A 15,996-nucleotide genomic window follows, 5' to 3' on the forward strand; every position below is an offset into this window, starting at 1 on the left:
CGATTTTATGGCGGCGGATCTGACCCCGGGTAAAAATTACCTTAGTATTGTCACGCCACGTATGGGCGCCTGGAAAGCTAGGTTCTCTATGTGGCCCATAAAAGCTGATTCTGCAGCAAAGTATAATACATCGATGCCAGAGTTTGATAAGTGGCAAAAAGGCACCACGCTTGTTAATAACTCTGAGAAAGGGCGGCTGTGGTACTTAAAAATTCTTCCAACATTGACAAAAAATACGAAAAGTATTGGCAGGCATGGAAAAAAATCGGACGAGGCTATTGCTGAACGTTCGTTAACACCGGAAGACGGTCAGTAGATAAAAAGCCCAGCACTTGCTGGGCTTTTTATTATTCTGTTACCGAATGGTAAGGAGTCAGTATGAATCAAGCAGAACTCACAGGTTTATTTACGGTAGAGGGTAAGGTGGCCGTCGTCACCGGTGCGAGCCGTGGCTTGGGGCAGGCTATGGCGCTGGGCTTGGCGCAGGCGGGCGCTACGGTGGTGGCTTTGGGCTCTAAGCGTGAGAGCTTGGCCGTATTGATATTTTAATTAATAACGCCGGCACCATTGCGCGATTGTCGGCCCATGAGTTCTCGGGTGATGACTGGAACGAGATGATAGAGACTAACCTAAATGGGGTGTTTCGAATGTGCCGCGCGTTGGCCGGACAATGCTAAAACAGCGCTCGGGTAAAATAATTAATATTGCCTCGCTGTTGAGTTTTTCAGGTGGTATTAACGTGCCCGCTTACGCGGCCAGTAAAGGCGGGGTGGCGCAACTTACCAAAGCGCTCGCCAACGAGTGGGCCAAATATAATATTCAAGTTAATGCCATTGCGCCGGGTTATTTTGCGACTGACAACACCAAAAATTTGCGCAAAGACCCAGAGCGACTGGCTGCTATTAGTGCGCGTATTCCTACCGGGCGCTGGGGCGTGCCAGAGGATTTGATGGGCATGGCCATTTACCTTAGCAGTAAAGCCTCGGATTATGTTAACGGCCATGTCCTTTTGGTTGATGGGGGCTGGATGGCTCGTTAATTTTTTGATTTTCCTTTTAGCTATGCCTAAGCGCTTATCTAAATACGCTTAGGTTATTTTTTCTGAGAAAATCAATGGTATCGATACACTCTTCTGACTTGCAGCGGGGGATAGACTTTTCAAGGTTTTCTTGGTTTGCAGGGGTGCTTGTTATTTCTTTTTCAGCGTTGAAAAAATAGTTTTGAACATGTTCTGCACGCTGGTATTGCTCTATTGAAGCATAGGCAAAGAACATTAAAAGTACACTGAGTGTGGTTATGGCCATGGGGCGAGACAGGTGGTGGGAGCTTAGCGATAATGCAATGCCGGCACTAATATAGTAAACCGTGAATAGCCGAGTGAAGCGTCGCGCATCAAATATGTAGTGACCTACGTCTAAATAGCGCGCTAGCAATATCGTCGCCCAAGATAGCAAGCCAAATAAGAATAGTAATAATGGGAGCTGGCTTTTTTTATGCCCCGCTCCAGCGATGTAAATACTTAGACAGATCAAAGATAGGGTAAGACCAATAACTCCAACACCAACATGCCATAGCCGGAAATTATTTTGGAACGTGCTGGATTCGGAAAGCATAGTTCTGTCGGTTAGAGGTTGAGAAAAAGTAATGATAACGGACTCTAGTACCGAGGCTGGCTGCTGGATTATTGCTAGTGCAGAATCACTTAAGTTGGAGCGACCGCCAATGCCGTGACCTAGCAATGCGTACTGTAGGGCCAATAAAATTAAAAAACTAAGCCACAAAACGCCTGAGTAGGTCCAGGAGTAATTCTTGGTGAGACAGGCTAAGAGACTCCACCCGAGTATGGATAGTACGGAAATTAATCCAATGGTCTCGGTAAAAATAACCGTAAAACAGAACGCGATAAGGAAAATCTCAAAGCGTAATTTTTGGCGTATAGACAAATCAAAAAGGCATAGAAGCCCTAAAGCGAAAAAATAATAAACATACTCGAATAAGACGAGTACCCATGGGAAGTCGGGCAGCGGTGATGCATAGGCGAGCGTTAATATTAATAGGCATGTGCACTGCGTTTTTTTAAGTTGATAGCTGTGTAGAGACAGGTAATACCAAACTAGCATTAACCATGTCATTACGTAAGCGACTAAACCCGTGTAGGCCATATGGCTAAAATCGAGACCAAACCATGTGTAGTCAATAAGTATAAAAAGCAAGGTGAAGTAATGTGAATGTGATAGAAATGAATACTCTCCCGTAATATATTGCCAAAAGCTAATGTCGCCCTGCTGGTACGGAATCAGCAGAGCTTCCATCCAGTGCCATTCGTCGGACAGCGGCACTGGGTTTATAACCAAAAGAATATACCCGATAGTCAGTGACAGCGGCGCTAAGGGCAACAAGACTTTCAGTGAAGTGGTTAAATAGCGAATTTTGGTGCTCACGCGATACCTGCAAGAAAAGACTAGCTTAAACCCTACCATGATGATTGTTACAGTATGATAACGGTCAAGGCTCATTCGTATGTGTGAGTGAATTCAGAATTAACGGGGTCAGATGAAATTTAAGAATTAACGGGGCCAGATGAAACTTATGGTACTTAAAATATCCTTGGCATTCACCTTGTCTATGGCGGCCAATTTTACTAGCTAGGAGTTATCGATTAAAGAATTAACGGCGATTAATGGGGGCAGATGAAATTTTCGGCGAATTTTCCTTTTAAGTACTAAGCGATTATTTTTTGCTATTTTTATAGCTGATAAACCTTCGGTCCAAAATAATCCGCTAAAAATATCGGAAATGCACTCAATACTGATACTCGGCCTTGCGGTAGAAAATCTTCGAGCTGCGCTTGGGCAATTGGCGGCTGGTCAATTACGGGCTCCATGCTAGGCTGCCCGCTAATAAGGTAGTTGGCTTTTTGCACATTAGCCGTAATCAAAGTTTGCCAGAGCGACTTGTCGATTTTTCTGAGGTCTTGAAAGGCAAAGTCGCCCCGTTTTGAGTGTAGCCCTTTATAGTTTTTTCCGGTGCAATCGGGCAAATTTACGGTGCGGGTTAAATATTCTTCAGTATCGCTAATATCCCGCAAAGCTTCGGCCATGGGGTAGCTGATAAACAGCTTGCCATGTTCGGTTTCGTTGTTGAAATGTGAGAGCATGGCAAGCAGATTCTGTCCGTCGAACTGATCGTCATGGGGCTCCATATCAAAGAATAGGTAAATTTGACCGATTTGATCACGGCGAAGATCTGTTAAGGGTTCTTGCCCGGGGATGGTTGGTACTAATTCGCTAATAATTGCAAAAGGGTCAAGGTCGTCGTCTTGGGCTAACTTTTTGTAAAGCTCGTATATATCGTGTCCAAAGGTCATTAAAATTCGGCTTTCATCGCCACTGAAAAAAGCTTTTTCTAAGCTTTTAAAAATCCCTTTTTCAGGCTTAATGCCTTCAAAAACAAACAGCGTGCGTTCCATTAGCTGGACATGCCTTTGTAGATTTTTTCTAGGTTATGAGCTCTGCGCAGTTCCTTGCCTGTCAGTTCGGTGATTGCCTGAATGGTTTTATCCAGTACAAAGTAACAATCTGGCCGCAGTAGGTCGTTGCTCATTACGCCGGTGTTGTGGGTGGTCATAATGGTTTGGCAGTCAGAGTGGGCAACTTTTTCTACAATGCTGGATGCCAGAGCGTGGTGATAGAAAGCGTCAAACTCGTCGATGTAGGCAAAGGTGATGTCGTTACTTTGAAAGCGCAGCCACCAGAAGTAGAAAATACCCAGAGATAACGTACCGGTAGAGGCGGCTACGCCAAACTCTAGTTTGGTCTTGCCAAAATTAAAGTAGATGCCTTTTTCGCCATTGGTAGTGGTGTCCACTATAAGCTCGCACTCTATACCGGCGTTGTTCAAGAAAGCTTGAAAGTCATTTACCGCATCCGCGTCGATAATGCTTTGTGAGAGGCGCTTAACGCCAATGTTCTTTCCGACATACTCGCCCGTGCGGGTGGAGCTGAGGGAGCGGAAAAAAACCATGCCTTCTATAAAATCGAGTAGCGCCTCAAACTGTTTTTTTGTTGGTGTATCGTCTAACAGCGCATTGTTATGGACGTATTTTAGTAGTGAGATGTTGGAGTCCCCGACATCCGACTTTAAAGATTCGGCCCCAGGTAGCTGAATTTCGGCTTTTGTGGAGATGCGGCGGTCAATATTGAGTACTGTGGCGTCATTAATGACTAAGGTCTCGTACACGAGTTGATCCACGGACTTCTTGCCGTAACGATATTCAATGGCGGCACCATCAATACGAAACTCAAAGACAAACTCGGCAAGCTCGACACCAGATTTACCGTTGAGGTAGTTACCATCAAGTGTGCTGAGGTAGCTGGGCGAATCTACCAAATGGAGCACTGGGTCCACCATCGCCAGGCCAAGGTTAGATTTACCTCCGCCATTGGGGCCGTAAATCATGCCGTGCTCTATAATGCCATCGCGCACAGCCTTACCGTTAAACTCATATTGCTGGCTGGATAGGTCAAAAGTCAGCCAGTCAGAGAAGTTTCGGAAATTTTTTACGGAAAATTTATGCAGCATAGCGCCTTCCCCCAAAATCATTGATAAGCAGAATAGCAGGTTTTTAACTTGCCGTAAAAAAACTACGGCCAAGCCCAGTTTATTGCACTGCTAACTGCTGGGCTGGTGGAGGGTTGTGTGTAGCTGATATTTTAGATATTTCTTTTTTCATCGCTAATTGAATTGGCTGCCGGCGTGCGTTCTATTGCCTGGCCGGGGCGAGAGTGGCCTCGCGTACTTTTGGCGCCAGCGGGTAGCGCCCGGTAAAAACCACCCAACCTCCTAAACCAACAAAGCAAAGAATGCACTGAGCAAGACGCGACAAATCTCTTGAGGCGTACCGCAGTGCTGGAAAACAGACTCCGGCCGACTTAGAGAAACTGCTTACAAAATGAGCTACGAATAACTGGGGTCAGATGAAACTTATGGCACTTAAAATATTTTCGGCATTCACCTTGTCTATGGCGGCCAATTTCACTAGCTAGGAGTTATGGGGATGGGAGTTCCGAATACAGTTTACTAAATTCAAATCAGCACGCTTGCTGAATCTTCAGTGTGTCATTTTTGGCTTCGATGGGTTAGGGGCTCTTGTAGTCACTACCTGATAATAACTACGAAATCGCGAATAACCCCACGCCCGATCCAGATAACGGATTGGCGTGGGGTTTTTGGTTTTGGTTAGTCTTGGCGCTGGGTTACTTCCAGCAGGTGATAACCAAACTGGGTTTTAACCGGGCCTTGCACTTCGTTGATTGGCGCACTGAAAACGACTTTGTCGAATTCGGTTACCATTTGGCCGGGGCCGAAGGAGCCTAGATCACCGCCGTTGCGGCCCGAGGGGCAGCTGGAATGATCTTGTGCCAATTTGGCGAAATCTTCGCCGGCTTCAATTTTGGCTTTCAGTTCGTTGCAGGTGGCTTCGTCTTTGACCAGGATGTGACGTGCTGTGGCTTGAGGCATAATTGTGACTCTTTTGGGTGGGTTGTAAATGAGGCGTATACGATAATCGGTATCGCGGTTCAGATCCAGCCTAGCAAAATCAAATTGTTATGACCTTTTGTTTGCTGGGCGACCGCATGGGCGCAGGAGATAGATCGGTACAGAGGTAGTTGCCGCGGTGGTACCGGCGTTGAACAATCCAAGCGCAATGGTAATATGCGGGTTTAAACCACAGCGCAGGGATAAACGCATGAAGCCGTATTTAATGGTGTTATTGGTGGTCAGCTTGGCCGGTTGTAGTACTCAGTGGGAAGGCGAGGGCACCAAAGGCAGCCTTACCGTCGTCAAGCCTATCGTGGTGGCACCGCCGTCACAGCGCCAAAATGGCAATACTGGCGACATGATTATCTCCGGCGTAAAAATAGCAGAGCAAAAAGTTATCTCTGTTGATGTTCCGATATCCATCACAGGTCAAAACGCTCGCAAAGCCGTGGGCGCCGTAAATGTTAAAAGCATTCCCTATACGATTACAGTCAAAGCCGGCCCCGCACTGCTAGAAAAATCTGATCTGCAGTACAATTATTATAAAAGCAACCATAGGCTGAAAGTCGATTATGCCAATCGCTACTCTTTTTCTGGCGGTGTAGCAATTAAACACACAGGGGGAGGGCCGGAGGCTAAAGTTTACTGGTACCCAGAACGTGGTTCGGGCCGAGTCTTAACAGCAACACCGGCAGAGCCTGTGCATTACACGGATCAAGGGGTAATCAGAACCCCCGTAGCATTCGACGGCTTTAGTCAAACCATCACCTACCTCGGCATGTCCGGCGGCCAACTCAAATTTTCATATAAAGAATTTAGCGGCACTATGGTACGCGACGCATACACTCAAGAGTTTAGTTACGACTACAAGCCTAATGGTGAATACCGCTATAAAAACGCTGTGTTTGTCGTGCACAAAGCAACTGCCGGCACAATCGATTACACAATACTTAAGTCGTTTGTGGATTAGTTGCTCGCTATTACTCCGGACACAAAAAAGGCCACCCGAAGGTGGCCTTTATCGATGTTGTCAAAATGCTGTCATTACAGGGCTGAAACAGCCCTAACTAACCCCACATTTCGCCACGACACACTTGTAAGTCATTGATTTATAGGGGTATTGTGTGGGTCGGGGGAGCTCATAATGCACGTCCGTGTGCATTACCCTGCGGGCACCCTCATCGGCTGTGCAAATCTGATCCGGTCAGATTTGTGGTCGCTCTTGCGCATCCTTGCGCTCGCGACATTAGTGCTTCCATGCACGTCAACCCCCGGGACTTTACCAGTCCAACCCTTTCAACCTACAGCCAATAAAAAACCCCCAGATCTCTCGATCTGAGGGTTGTTTATTGGTGGAGGCGGGGGGAGTTGGTCGCTCTTGCGCGTCCTGCGCTCGCGACATTAGTGCATCCCTGCACGTCAAACCCCCTACGGGGGACACTCTCTACGCGCCCCACAAACAAAAAAGGCCACCCAGTTGGGTGACCTTGTTTGTTTGGTGGAGGCGGGGGGAGTTGAACCCCCGTCCGCCGGCACTCCGCTCGCGGCTCTACATGCTTAGTTTCCGTTAATTGATTTAACTCATCTGCGACCCAACGGGCAGGGTGCAGCGAGCGAGTTCGCTTTAGTTTTGCAATGTTGCCACGATCATAACAACACAGCTATCCAGTTCTATATGACAGTCTGTAACGCGGTACTGGCACCTTGTCATAGACCGCTAACGGCGTACCGTTAGAAGTGCTTCATAACCGCTTACGCGGCTAGTTGGGCACCGTAGTTGTCGTCATTGGCAACTAATAGTTTGCAGCTTGGGATTAACGTGATTGGCTACCATCACGGCATGCACCTTGAGTTTTGCCACCGGCGTCGAATCCAAGTCGCCCCCAAAACTGGGTGTGGCTTGTTAACTTAGCCGTACATTGGGACAAGCGAGTAATAGCTTGGTTCCCAACAGCCGGCCATTGTAGGGCTCACGGGCTGTAAGTACAAGGGGGCGGACGATGCTTAGGGCTTAATTTCACTTAAGTGCTGGACGGCGTTGGGGGTTGCTCCGGCAGGCGGTGTGGTTGCCTTTTAAGGTGGTTTTTTAGGGGGCGGTTTGATTCCGCTGCGAGCGCGGTACGGCTATCGGCAATCCGGTTGGTGTGGGTTGATTGGGGTTGCTTGATTTTTGCTCACGCTGGCCTGCTATTGGTTTGGTGCAATTGGATTCTATTAACGGTCATTTTTGATTTTGGTGTGTGGGTCAGGGTGGTGTTGCAAAAATTACATACGTATTCATAAGTTTTATCGCCATTTCAGGCTTTTGAATACGTATGCAAGCAATTGCGTGGGGTGGGTGGTGGCTCTAATCTCAGTAACAGGTTCATGACAAGCCACCAGCACCCTAATGCTGGGTTTGTCAGCCACTGGCGCGCTGGTTATGTCGGTGGTGCTGAAATTGATAATAATAGACCAATACAGGATTGCATCATGAAACAAGTTAAAAGGTTGTTGCTACCTTCGGCCATTAGCTGCGTTATTGCAGGTTTTGCTCCGACTGCTTTTGCTCAAGATAATGTCGAGTCTGGCATGCTTGAAGAAGTTGTGGTTACTGGTATTCGCGCCAGTTTGATTAACTCGATGGCGATTAAAGAAAACTCCAGTTCAATTGTTGAGGCGATCTCGCCGGAAGACATTGGTAAATTACCTGATACCAGTATTGCTGAGTCTTTGGCTCGCTTGCCCGGCTTAGCCGGTGAGCGTCGCGATGGCCGCACCAGCGGTATTTCGGTACGTGGCTTTAATGAAAACTATGTAGCTACCACCATGAACGGCCGCGAGCTGTTGGGCATTGGTGACAACCGTGGGGTTGAGTACGATTTGTACCCCTCCGAGATCGTATCCGGTGCGGTGGTGTACAAAACTCCCGATGCCAGCCTAGTTAACCAAGGCCTGGGCGGTATTGTTGATTTGCGCACCCGTCGCCCGCTAGATAGCGATCGTATTATTAGCTTTAACGGCAGTTACGAGATGAACGACTTGGAGTCGGGCAACCCTGACTACGATGATACCGGTCACCGTTTGGCGTTAACTTATTCTGATAACTTTGCCGATAACACTTTAGGTTTAGCGGTTACTGTGGCGACTATGGAGTCTCCCAGCCAAGAAGAGCAGGTGCGTGCGTGGGGTTATGCCGATGCGCCCGATGGCTCTAAAGTGTTGGGTGGCCACGATACTTTTGTGCGCTCGGCGTTGATGAAACGCGATACTATTTCGGCGGTTGGTCAGTACGCACCTAATGATCGTTTAACCTTGACGGTTGATGCGCTTTATATCGATTTTGAAGAGTCTAAAGTGTTCCGTGGTTTGGAAGAGGGCGGCCCAGTATGGGGCGGCGCTAACTGGAACGCGACTTCAATTGAAGATGGCTTGGTTACCTCTGGTCAGTTTGACGGCTTTCACAGTGTGATTCGTAACGATGGCGAAGTAAAAGACGGCGACTTGTCGACTTTTGGCTTTAATGTTGAGTACATGCTGAATGATGCTTGGATGTTGACCTTTGACGCCGCCCATAGCGAGTCGACCAAAGACTTGATCAACATGGAAAGCTACTCGGGTGTTGGCCGCGCGCAAACCCCAACTCAGGGCAGCGCTGCGGCTCGTACTTGGGTGATGGATCCAACCACGGGTGTGCAATATAGCGCGCACCCCACTATTGTTATGCCCGATTACACCGATCCTAATGTTATTCGTTTGGCCGGCCCACAAGCGTGGGGTGGTGCGATAGCCCCGCTGGTTGGTGGCAACAGTAACGCGCAAGACGGTTTTGTTAACAACCCATCGTTTGAAGAAGAGCTAGACACTTTGCGCTTAAGCGCCAAAGGCGATCTTGATATTTCGATCATCGACAGTGTTGAAGTGGGTGTGGCTTATTCTGACCGCACAAAATCTAAAGTAAACTACGGCGCCTTTTTGGTGGCACCGGGTTATGACGACTCACTACCGGCCGATCAGCAAACCGCTATTGCCGTACCTGAGAAATACATTGAAGGCAGCGCTAACCTAGACTTTGTCGGCTTGGGCAGCATGCTTGCCTACGACGGTATTGGTATGTACCGCGATGGTCTGTACCGCGAGATTGACGCCACTCAGGCCGAAACCGCGCGCTTAGGTGATACTTATAGTGTCAATGAAGAAGTGTTTACTGCTTACGGTTTGGCTAACTTTAGCGCCGGCATTATGAGCGGTAATGTAGGTATTCAAGTGGTCAGCAGCGATCAAAGCTCAACCGGTTTTGATACTTACACCGGCGCTGACGGCACTGTGGTTGCGACTCCAGTAACAGGCGGTGCGGATTACACTAAAGTGTTGCCAAGCTTAAACACTAATTTCCAACTGAGTGAAAACCAAGTGTTGCGTTTTGCCGCGGCTAAAACCATGTCTCGTGCCCGTATGGACGACATGAAGCCCAACAACACCATTGGCTTTAACTTTGATGCGGCTCGCCGCGTTAGTGACGACCCTGAGTTTAGTGCTTGGAGTGGTTCGTCGGGCAACCCAGGTTTGCAGCCTATTGAGGCGGTTCAGGCCGATTTATCTTACGAGTACTACTTTGCTGACGACGGTTATATTGCCGCAGCGTACTTTTATAAAGATCTGCAAAACTGGCATTTAAGCACTAGCGCCTTAACGGACTTTAGCGCCTACATAGTGCCCGGTTACCACGATAAAGATATTGCCGCGTTAGCATCGACCCAAGGTTTTACCGATTCTATGGTAGAGGCCGGTGACGGTTATGTTAAAGGCACAGAGCTGCAAGGTAGCTTGCCGTTCCATATCTTTAGCGATTGGTTGGATGGTTTTGGCATCATTGCCAGCGCGACTTTCTTGGATGGTCAGGTTGAGTACGAAGGTGTGGAATCGGATATTCCGGGCTTGTCGGATGAGATTTATCAGCTGACCGCGTTCTACGAGAAAAACGGTTTTGAAATTCGCATTAGCGGCCGCAAACGCGACCAGTACCTAACTGAGTTTTACGGCACCAGCTTGGCGTTAACGCCAACCGCCGACCAAGGTGCTGAGTTGATTGATGCGCAAATTGGTTTTGATTTTGGTGCCGCCGGTATCGAGTCATTGGATGGTTTGAGCATCACCTTGCAGGGTCAAAACTTAACCGACGAAGAGACTATCTCGGCGGCTGAAGATGATCCGCGTCAAGTGAACAAATACCAGCATTTTGGTGCTAACTATATGCTGGGTGTTAACTACAAGTTTTAAAGCTCTCCTCGCTTTATGTTAGGCCTCTTGTAAAAGCTGGCCGCTATTGCTTAGCCCCTGCTACCCTTTGGTAACAGGGGCTTTTTTATGGGCTGTGATAATAAATACAATAATGCTGGAGTGAGCAACGTGAGCAAATTAGATCTTGTGATTGCCGGCGGCGGTAGTGCCGGCTGGATGGCGGCGGCGATGCTGGTTAAGTTGTTGGGGCCGCAGCTTAATATCACTTTGGTAGAGTCGAGCGAAATTGCCACGGTGGGGGTGGGCGAGGCGACGATCCCACCGATTCGGACCTTTAACCAAGTGTTGGGTATTGATGAGGCGGAGTTTTTACGCGCAACCGGTGGCACCATTAAACTGGGCATTGAGTTTAATCATTGGAACGGGCCGCACAGCAACTACTTACACGCCTTTGGCAGCATTGGCCGCGACCAGGGTTTTGCCAGCTTTCATCACTATTGGCACCGCGCCCGGGCCGAGGGGCTGGCGGAAGATTTTTGGCACTACTCGCTTAACGCCCGCGCTGCTCGGGCCGGCAAGTTTGCGCCGTTATCACATATTGCCAACACGCCCTTGGATGGGCTGCATTACGCCTACCATTTTGATGCGGGCCGCTATGCCAAATTGCTGCAAGGTTATTGTTTGGCCGCAGGGGTTAGGCATGTTGATCGTGTTATAGAGCAGGTATTACTCGATCCAGACAACGGCCATATACAGGCGTTGCAATTGGCCGATGGCGCAACGTTAACGGGCGATTTTTTTATTGATTGCAGCGGTGCTCGCTCGCTGTTGTTGGGCGATGCGTTAGGGGTGGGGTTTGATGATTATCGCCAGTGGTTGCCGTGCGATCGCGCCATTGCATTGCCCAGTGAACGTTTGGCTAAGGTGCAACCTTTTACCCGGTCGAGTGCTAATGCTGGCGGTTGGTGTTGGCAAATACCGCTGCAGCACCGCACCGGTAATGGCATTGTTTATAGCGCCGACAGCCTCAGCGATGATCAAGCCTTAGTGCTATTGCAGCAACAGCTAACCGGCCCTGCGCTGGGCGAGGCTAAACTGATTCGTTTTAAGGTGGGGCGCCGGCGGCAACAGTGGCATAAAAACTGTGTCGCACTGGGGTTGGCCAGCGGCTTTTTAGAACCGCTAGAATCCACCAGTTTACACTTAGTGCAAAGCGCTATTACCCGCTTGGTTAAGTTGTTTCCGCGGCAGACGATTAACGCGCGCGATGTGCAGGAGTTTAACCGCCAAGCGCAGACGGAGTTTGAATCTGTGCGAGATTTTATTATTTTGCACTACCACTTAAATGGCCGCAGCGAGCCCTTTTGGCAAGCTTGCCAAACGATGGCGGTGCCCGAGCGGATAACCCAGCGGGTGGCTTTATTTAAAGCCAGTGGCCGATTGTTTATAGAGCCCAATGAGTTGTTTACCGAGCCGGCTTGGCAACAGGTGATGTTGGGGCAGGGGATAATGCCCGAGAGTTACCATACCCTTGCCGATGGTTTAAGCGCGCAACAGTTGGCTGGTTTTATGCGCGATTTAGACACGCTGTATGATCGTGCGTTAAATTCATTGCCCAGCCATGAGGATTACCTGCGCTCGCAGGCTAAGGTGTAGTGGCTTAAGGATTTACGGTTGTCAGTTGGGGCCATAAAAACGGCCGGGGTTGCCGGCCGTTTTTATGTTAGCGCTACGATTTACCTTTAAATATTACAGCGCACTGTAGTGCAGATTGTTGTCGTTTACCTCTAGGGTAATGGTGCCGCTGCGAGTATCGCTAATGTCGTTACCGCTGCTGTCCAATACGCCGTCTGCGTTGTTGTCGCCATAGTTGCTGCTCCAGTCGCACTCGCGGTCAAACTTATAGCGCTGGTTGGCGCTGCCATCTAAGGTTACGGTGGTGCGCCAGGTGTTGTCGGCGGTAAGTGTCAGGGCGTCGCAGCTCCAATTGTTAAAAGTGCCACGCACGTACAGGGTGCTCCAGTTAGCTGCATAGTTATTGGCGCCGTTGCCGCCGCTGACGCTGTAGGCGAGGGTGGCATCGTTGAGGGTGACCGCCACGCTACCGCTGCGGTTGTCGATAATATCGGCGCCGCTCGGCTCTAAGGTGCCGTTGTTGTCGGTGTCACCATAGTTACTGCTCCAGTCGCACTCGCGGTCAAACTTATAGCGTTGGTTGGCACTGCCGTCTAGGGTGATATCTGCGCTCCAGGTGTTGTCGGCGGTTAAGCTTAGGGGCGTACAGGTCCAGTTGTTAAACGTGCCGCGCAGGTACACACGGTTCCAGTTGCTGCTAAAACCAGTGGCCAGTGAGCTGATGCTGTAGCTTAAATCGGCATCGTTCACTTGTACTCGGTATTGGCCTATGACATTGGTGGTTATGTCATCACCGCTGCTGTCCAGCACACCGTCGGGGCTTGTGTTGTCGCCGTAGTTTTGGCTCCAGTCACCGGCTAGGTCAAATTTAAACCGCTGATTCGCTTGGCCATCAAACTGCACGTCTAATTGCCAGGTGTGGTTGTCGACTAAGCTCATGGGGCTGGCGGCCCAAGCGTTGGCGGTGCCGCGAAAGTACAGGGCATCAAAGTTGCTCACCAGCTCGGCTCCGCCCACTTGAATACTGACTTGGCTGCTGTGGCTGGCGCCTTGGTCATCGGTAACGGTTAAGCTAAACGTCGCATTGCCGGGGTTGTTAAGGGTTGGGCTAATGCTTGAGGTGGTGGCACCGGTGCTCCATAAATAGCTGACAATGCTGCCGTCGCTGTCGTAAGAGTTGCTGCCATCTAAGGTGACTTGGCTGCCGGTATCTATCGTGTTGGGCGCGCCGTTAATCACCGCAACAGGCGGTTGGTTGCTCACCCCTGCAATGGCACCGCCGTGAATTGCTGAGGCGGCGTGAGGGCCCACGTTAAACGAGGCAAAGCCATTGCTATCAACGCTAATAATAACGCCGCTGCACTCGTCGTCGGCACGCAAAATATCGCAGTAGTCGCCAGCGGGCATACCGGTGTACAAGCTTTGGTTAACGCTAGAGCTACCGTTGTTGATTACCACAAAGCCTTTGTCGCCGCGACCAAAAGCAATGGCGTTGTCATTGATTACCACTTTGTTGTCGACGCTCCAAGCATCGACGGTGTGGTTTCTAAAACCGACCATGTTGGCGATATTGCCCCAGCGGTGTTGGCATACCCAGCCGTTGGCATCGCACCCGCCGGGCGCCGGTGGGCCCATGTCGGTGCCGGCAAGGGTGGTGTGATCAAACTCGTAACCGGACATGACTTTGGGGTAGCCGTACGGGTAGGCGAGCATAAAGACGTTGGCCAAATTGTACTTAGCGCCATCTTTGTAAAATAAATTGCCGCCGCCACCGTGGCCGCGCTCGCGGTCGTGGTTATCGACAAACACTAAGGCGTCGGATGAGGCCAGCATGCCCCAGTTGGGGCCAAGGTCTAACAGGTGTTTAATTTGGCCGTTAAAGTTGCCCGCCAGTGCCGGGCCGTAACCAAACTCGGTAACGGCACCTAAATAAGTGTAGTTGGAAGGCTGAATCTCGGGGGCTTCACCACCGGCGCCAATTACTTCTAAAAATACCCAGGGGTTTCCGGCCGCTTGTAAAAAGCCGTTAATGTCCGATGGCGGCATGTGTTTCGCGGCATCAATACGAAAACCGTCAACCCCCATATTGCTTAAGCGCGTTAAGTAGTTGGCAATGGTGTCGCGCACGTAGGCTTGGCTGTGATCTAAATCGGGCATGCCGCTTAGGTCGCAGCTCCACACAGAGTTTGCATCGTTGTAGTTGGTGGCGCAGCCGGGGTGAAAGTCTTGCGTACTAAATTCGGGATAATCTCGCGGTGCCCACCAAGTACCGCCGACACCGTAGTTGCCCTCGACTAAATGATTGGCCATCTGGTTGACAACAATATCAGCATAAATTTTAACGCCGGCGTTGTGGCAGCGGTTGATCATGCTTTGCAGTTCGGCCTCGGTGCCACTGCGGCTGGTGAGGTTTTGGTAGGTGATAGGTTGGTAGCGTGTCCACCACTGCTGGCCCTTGGCGTGCTCTGTTGGCGGGGATATTTGCACGGCGTCAAAGCCTTTGGGGCCTAAAAAGGTTTCGCACTCATTGGCGATGTCGTTCCAGCTCCATTCAAATAAATGCACAAATGCGGTGCCTGCGTGGGATGATTGTGCCGCCAGCAGCAGTGCGGCGCTGCCTATTAACTGCTTTAGGGGGAAGCGTTTTAAACGAGTTTTCATGTGTGACTCCCAGTCTGGTTATTAATATTAGGGTGTTCAGGAGTTGGACAGGCGAGCCTGCCGGTGCCGGATGCTGGCTGAGTGACTTTGGTGTTAGTCGCAAAAATAAACAGCACCTTGTTATTTTTTAAAGTGGCACTGTCGACCAACATAGGTAGCTTTAAGAAGGGGGCCAAGATGTATACGTATGCAGTTTTTTTGAATACGTATGCAGCGTGGGGTGGTGTTAACAATGGCGCAAAAAGTCAGTTTATAAGGTGATGTAGGTGGTGCGGGGGAGCCTTAAGGTATTGCGGCTTAGAGTAAAAGCTAAGGCCGCCTACCTAGTTATCAGTAGGCGGCCTGTGTTGCGGCGGGGCTTAACGCAGTTCGCCGAGGCGAGCGTTGGGTTTAGGGTCGACCATCCACTTGCTGATATCGGCGGCAAGCGATTTCACGTCGCGGCCCAAAAATGAGCAGGTGCCTTTAAATGCTCCAAACGCGCCGCCCGAGGTGGTGCGTTGGCCTCTAAAGCTGCCAATTTCTTTACCGTTATCGGTTAGGGTGCCAGAGGCGCCGACAGATTTACTGCCGCTCCAGGCGCCGCCGCCGGGGGCTTGGACGTTGTCTATCTCGACATTAAGCACTAGGCCTTTGGGCGCGGCCTCGCCTTGGGTGTAGGTGGTGACGGTATAGCCGCGCTTACCCACGTAGGTTTGTAAAAAGCCTGACATTTTAGTGCCCAGCTGGCACTCGTCACGAATTTCTTTGCGCACGTCTAAATCACTAGAAAAGGGTATGTCATCGCTGATAAAGACAGCTTTGTCGGCGGCTAGAGCGCTGGTGACAGGTAGCGCCATAAGCGCAGCGATACTGATGTATTTTATTGTTTTCATAAAACGTCCTTGAGTTAATGGCCGCTAAGAATAGGTCAAAAAGTGTGTAAAAGAAACAGTGACG

10 protein-coding genes, 1 other RNA gene and 2 pseudogenes are annotated in these 15,996 nt (G+C 49.9%); 6 read left to right on the forward strand and 7 right to left on the reverse strand.

Annotation, left to right across the window (positions count from 1 at the left end):
* Window positions 1-7: 7 nt before the first annotated feature.
* Complete coding sequence (locus tag GILYN3_RS01590) at window positions 8-316, forward strand: hypothetical protein (RefSeq protein ID WP_049721229.1); 309 nt, start codon at window positions 8-10, stop codon at window positions 314-316.
* 62 nt (window positions 317-378) lie between these two features.
* A pseudogene (locus GILYN3_RS01595) lies at window positions 379-1,039 on the forward strand (SDR family NAD(P)-dependent oxidoreductase).
* Window positions 1,040-1,073: 34 nt separating this feature from the next.
* Here GILYN3_RS01595 and GILYN3_RS01600 read toward each other — a convergent pair.
* Window positions 1,074-2,441 carry a hypothetical protein gene (locus GILYN3_RS01600; RefSeq protein ID WP_049721230.1) on the reverse strand — a complete coding sequence of 456 codons (1,368 nt, stop codon included), beginning with the start codon at window positions 2,439-2,441 and terminating at the stop codon, window positions 1,074-1,076.
* Between the two features lie 208 nt (window positions 2,442-2,649).
* On the opposite strand from GILYN3_RS01600, the pseudogene GILYN3_RS17040 reads away from it, so the two are divergent.
* Window positions 2,650-2,694, forward strand: a pseudogene (locus GILYN3_RS17040) (bacteriocin); the annotation flags it as partial.
* A 52-nt stretch (window positions 2,695-2,746) separates the two neighbouring features.
* Here GILYN3_RS17040 and GILYN3_RS01605 read toward each other — a convergent pair.
* The 3 genes from GILYN3_RS01605 to GILYN3_RS01615 all read right to left on the reverse strand — a co-directional run bounded on the left by GILYN3_RS01605 (window position 2,747) and on the right by GILYN3_RS01615 (window position 5,520).
* Complete coding sequence (locus GILYN3_RS01605; protein ID WP_049721231.1) at window positions 2,747-3,469, reverse strand: hypothetical protein; 723 nt, start codon at window positions 3,467-3,469, stop codon at window positions 2,747-2,749.
* Window positions 3,469-4,581, reverse strand: a complete 1,113-nt coding sequence (locus tag GILYN3_RS01610) for an AAA family ATPase (protein ID WP_049722510.1) — start codon at window positions 4,579-4,581, stop codon at window positions 3,469-3,471. Before GILYN3_RS01610 ends, GILYN3_RS01605 begins: the two co-directional genes overlap by 1 nt.
* 657 nt (window positions 4,582-5,238) lie before the next feature.
* Window positions 5,239-5,520: a peptidylprolyl isomerase gene (locus GILYN3_RS01615; protein ID WP_049721232.1), complete on the reverse strand. Its 282-nt coding sequence runs from the start codon at window positions 5,518-5,520 to the stop codon at window positions 5,239-5,241.
* A 229-nt stretch (window positions 5,521-5,749) separates the two neighbouring features.
* Here GILYN3_RS01615 and GILYN3_RS01620 point away from each other — a divergent pair, with 229 nt between their 5' ends.
* Window positions 5,750-6,511 carry a hypothetical protein gene (locus tag GILYN3_RS01620; protein WP_157484828.1) on the forward strand — a complete coding sequence of 254 codons (762 nt, stop codon included), beginning with the start codon at window positions 5,750-5,752 and terminating at the stop codon, window positions 6,509-6,511.
* 526 nt (window positions 6,512-7,037) lie between these two features.
* On the opposite strand, the gene ssrA is transcribed toward GILYN3_RS01620, so the two are convergent.
* Window positions 7,038-7,426, reverse strand: a transfer-messenger RNA (tmRNA) gene (gene ssrA, locus GILYN3_RS16420).
* Between the two features lie 587 nt (window positions 7,427-8,013).
* Between ssrA and GILYN3_RS01625 the strand changes: the two genes are divergently transcribed.
* Together GILYN3_RS01625 and GILYN3_RS01630 are read left to right on the forward strand one after the other, a co-directional pair.
* Window positions 8,014-10,800, forward strand: a complete 2,787-nt coding sequence (locus GILYN3_RS01625; protein WP_049721234.1) for a TonB-dependent receptor — start codon at window positions 8,014-8,016, stop codon at window positions 10,798-10,800.
* Window positions 10,801-10,929: 129 nt separating this feature from the next.
* Complete coding sequence (locus tag GILYN3_RS01630; protein ID WP_049722511.1) at window positions 10,930-12,417, forward strand: tryptophan halogenase family protein; 1,488 nt, start codon at window positions 10,930-10,932, stop codon at window positions 12,415-12,417.
* Between the two features lie 93 nt (window positions 12,418-12,510).
* Here the strand turns inward: GILYN3_RS01630 and GILYN3_RS01635 are convergent, their stop codons facing one another.
* The gene (locus tag GILYN3_RS01635; RefSeq protein WP_084005018.1) at window positions 12,511-15,057 is read right to left on the reverse strand and encodes an alpha amylase C-terminal domain-containing protein; all 2,547 of its coding nucleotides are present in this window, start codon (window positions 15,055-15,057) and stop codon (window positions 12,511-12,513) included.
* A 359-nt stretch (window positions 15,058-15,416) separates the two neighbouring features.
* The gene (locus tag GILYN3_RS01645) at window positions 15,417-15,932 is read right to left on the reverse strand and encodes a hypothetical protein (protein ID WP_049721236.1); all 516 of its coding nucleotides are present in this window, start codon (window positions 15,930-15,932) and stop codon (window positions 15,417-15,419) included.
* Between the last annotated feature and the right edge of the window lie 64 nt (window positions 15,933-15,996).

It is taken from the genome of Gilvimarinus polysaccharolyticus (genome assembly GCF_001187555.1).
In the GTDB taxonomy this organism is placed as follows: domain Bacteria; phylum Pseudomonadota; class Gammaproteobacteria; order Pseudomonadales; family Cellvibrionaceae; genus Gilvimarinus; species Gilvimarinus polysaccharolyticus.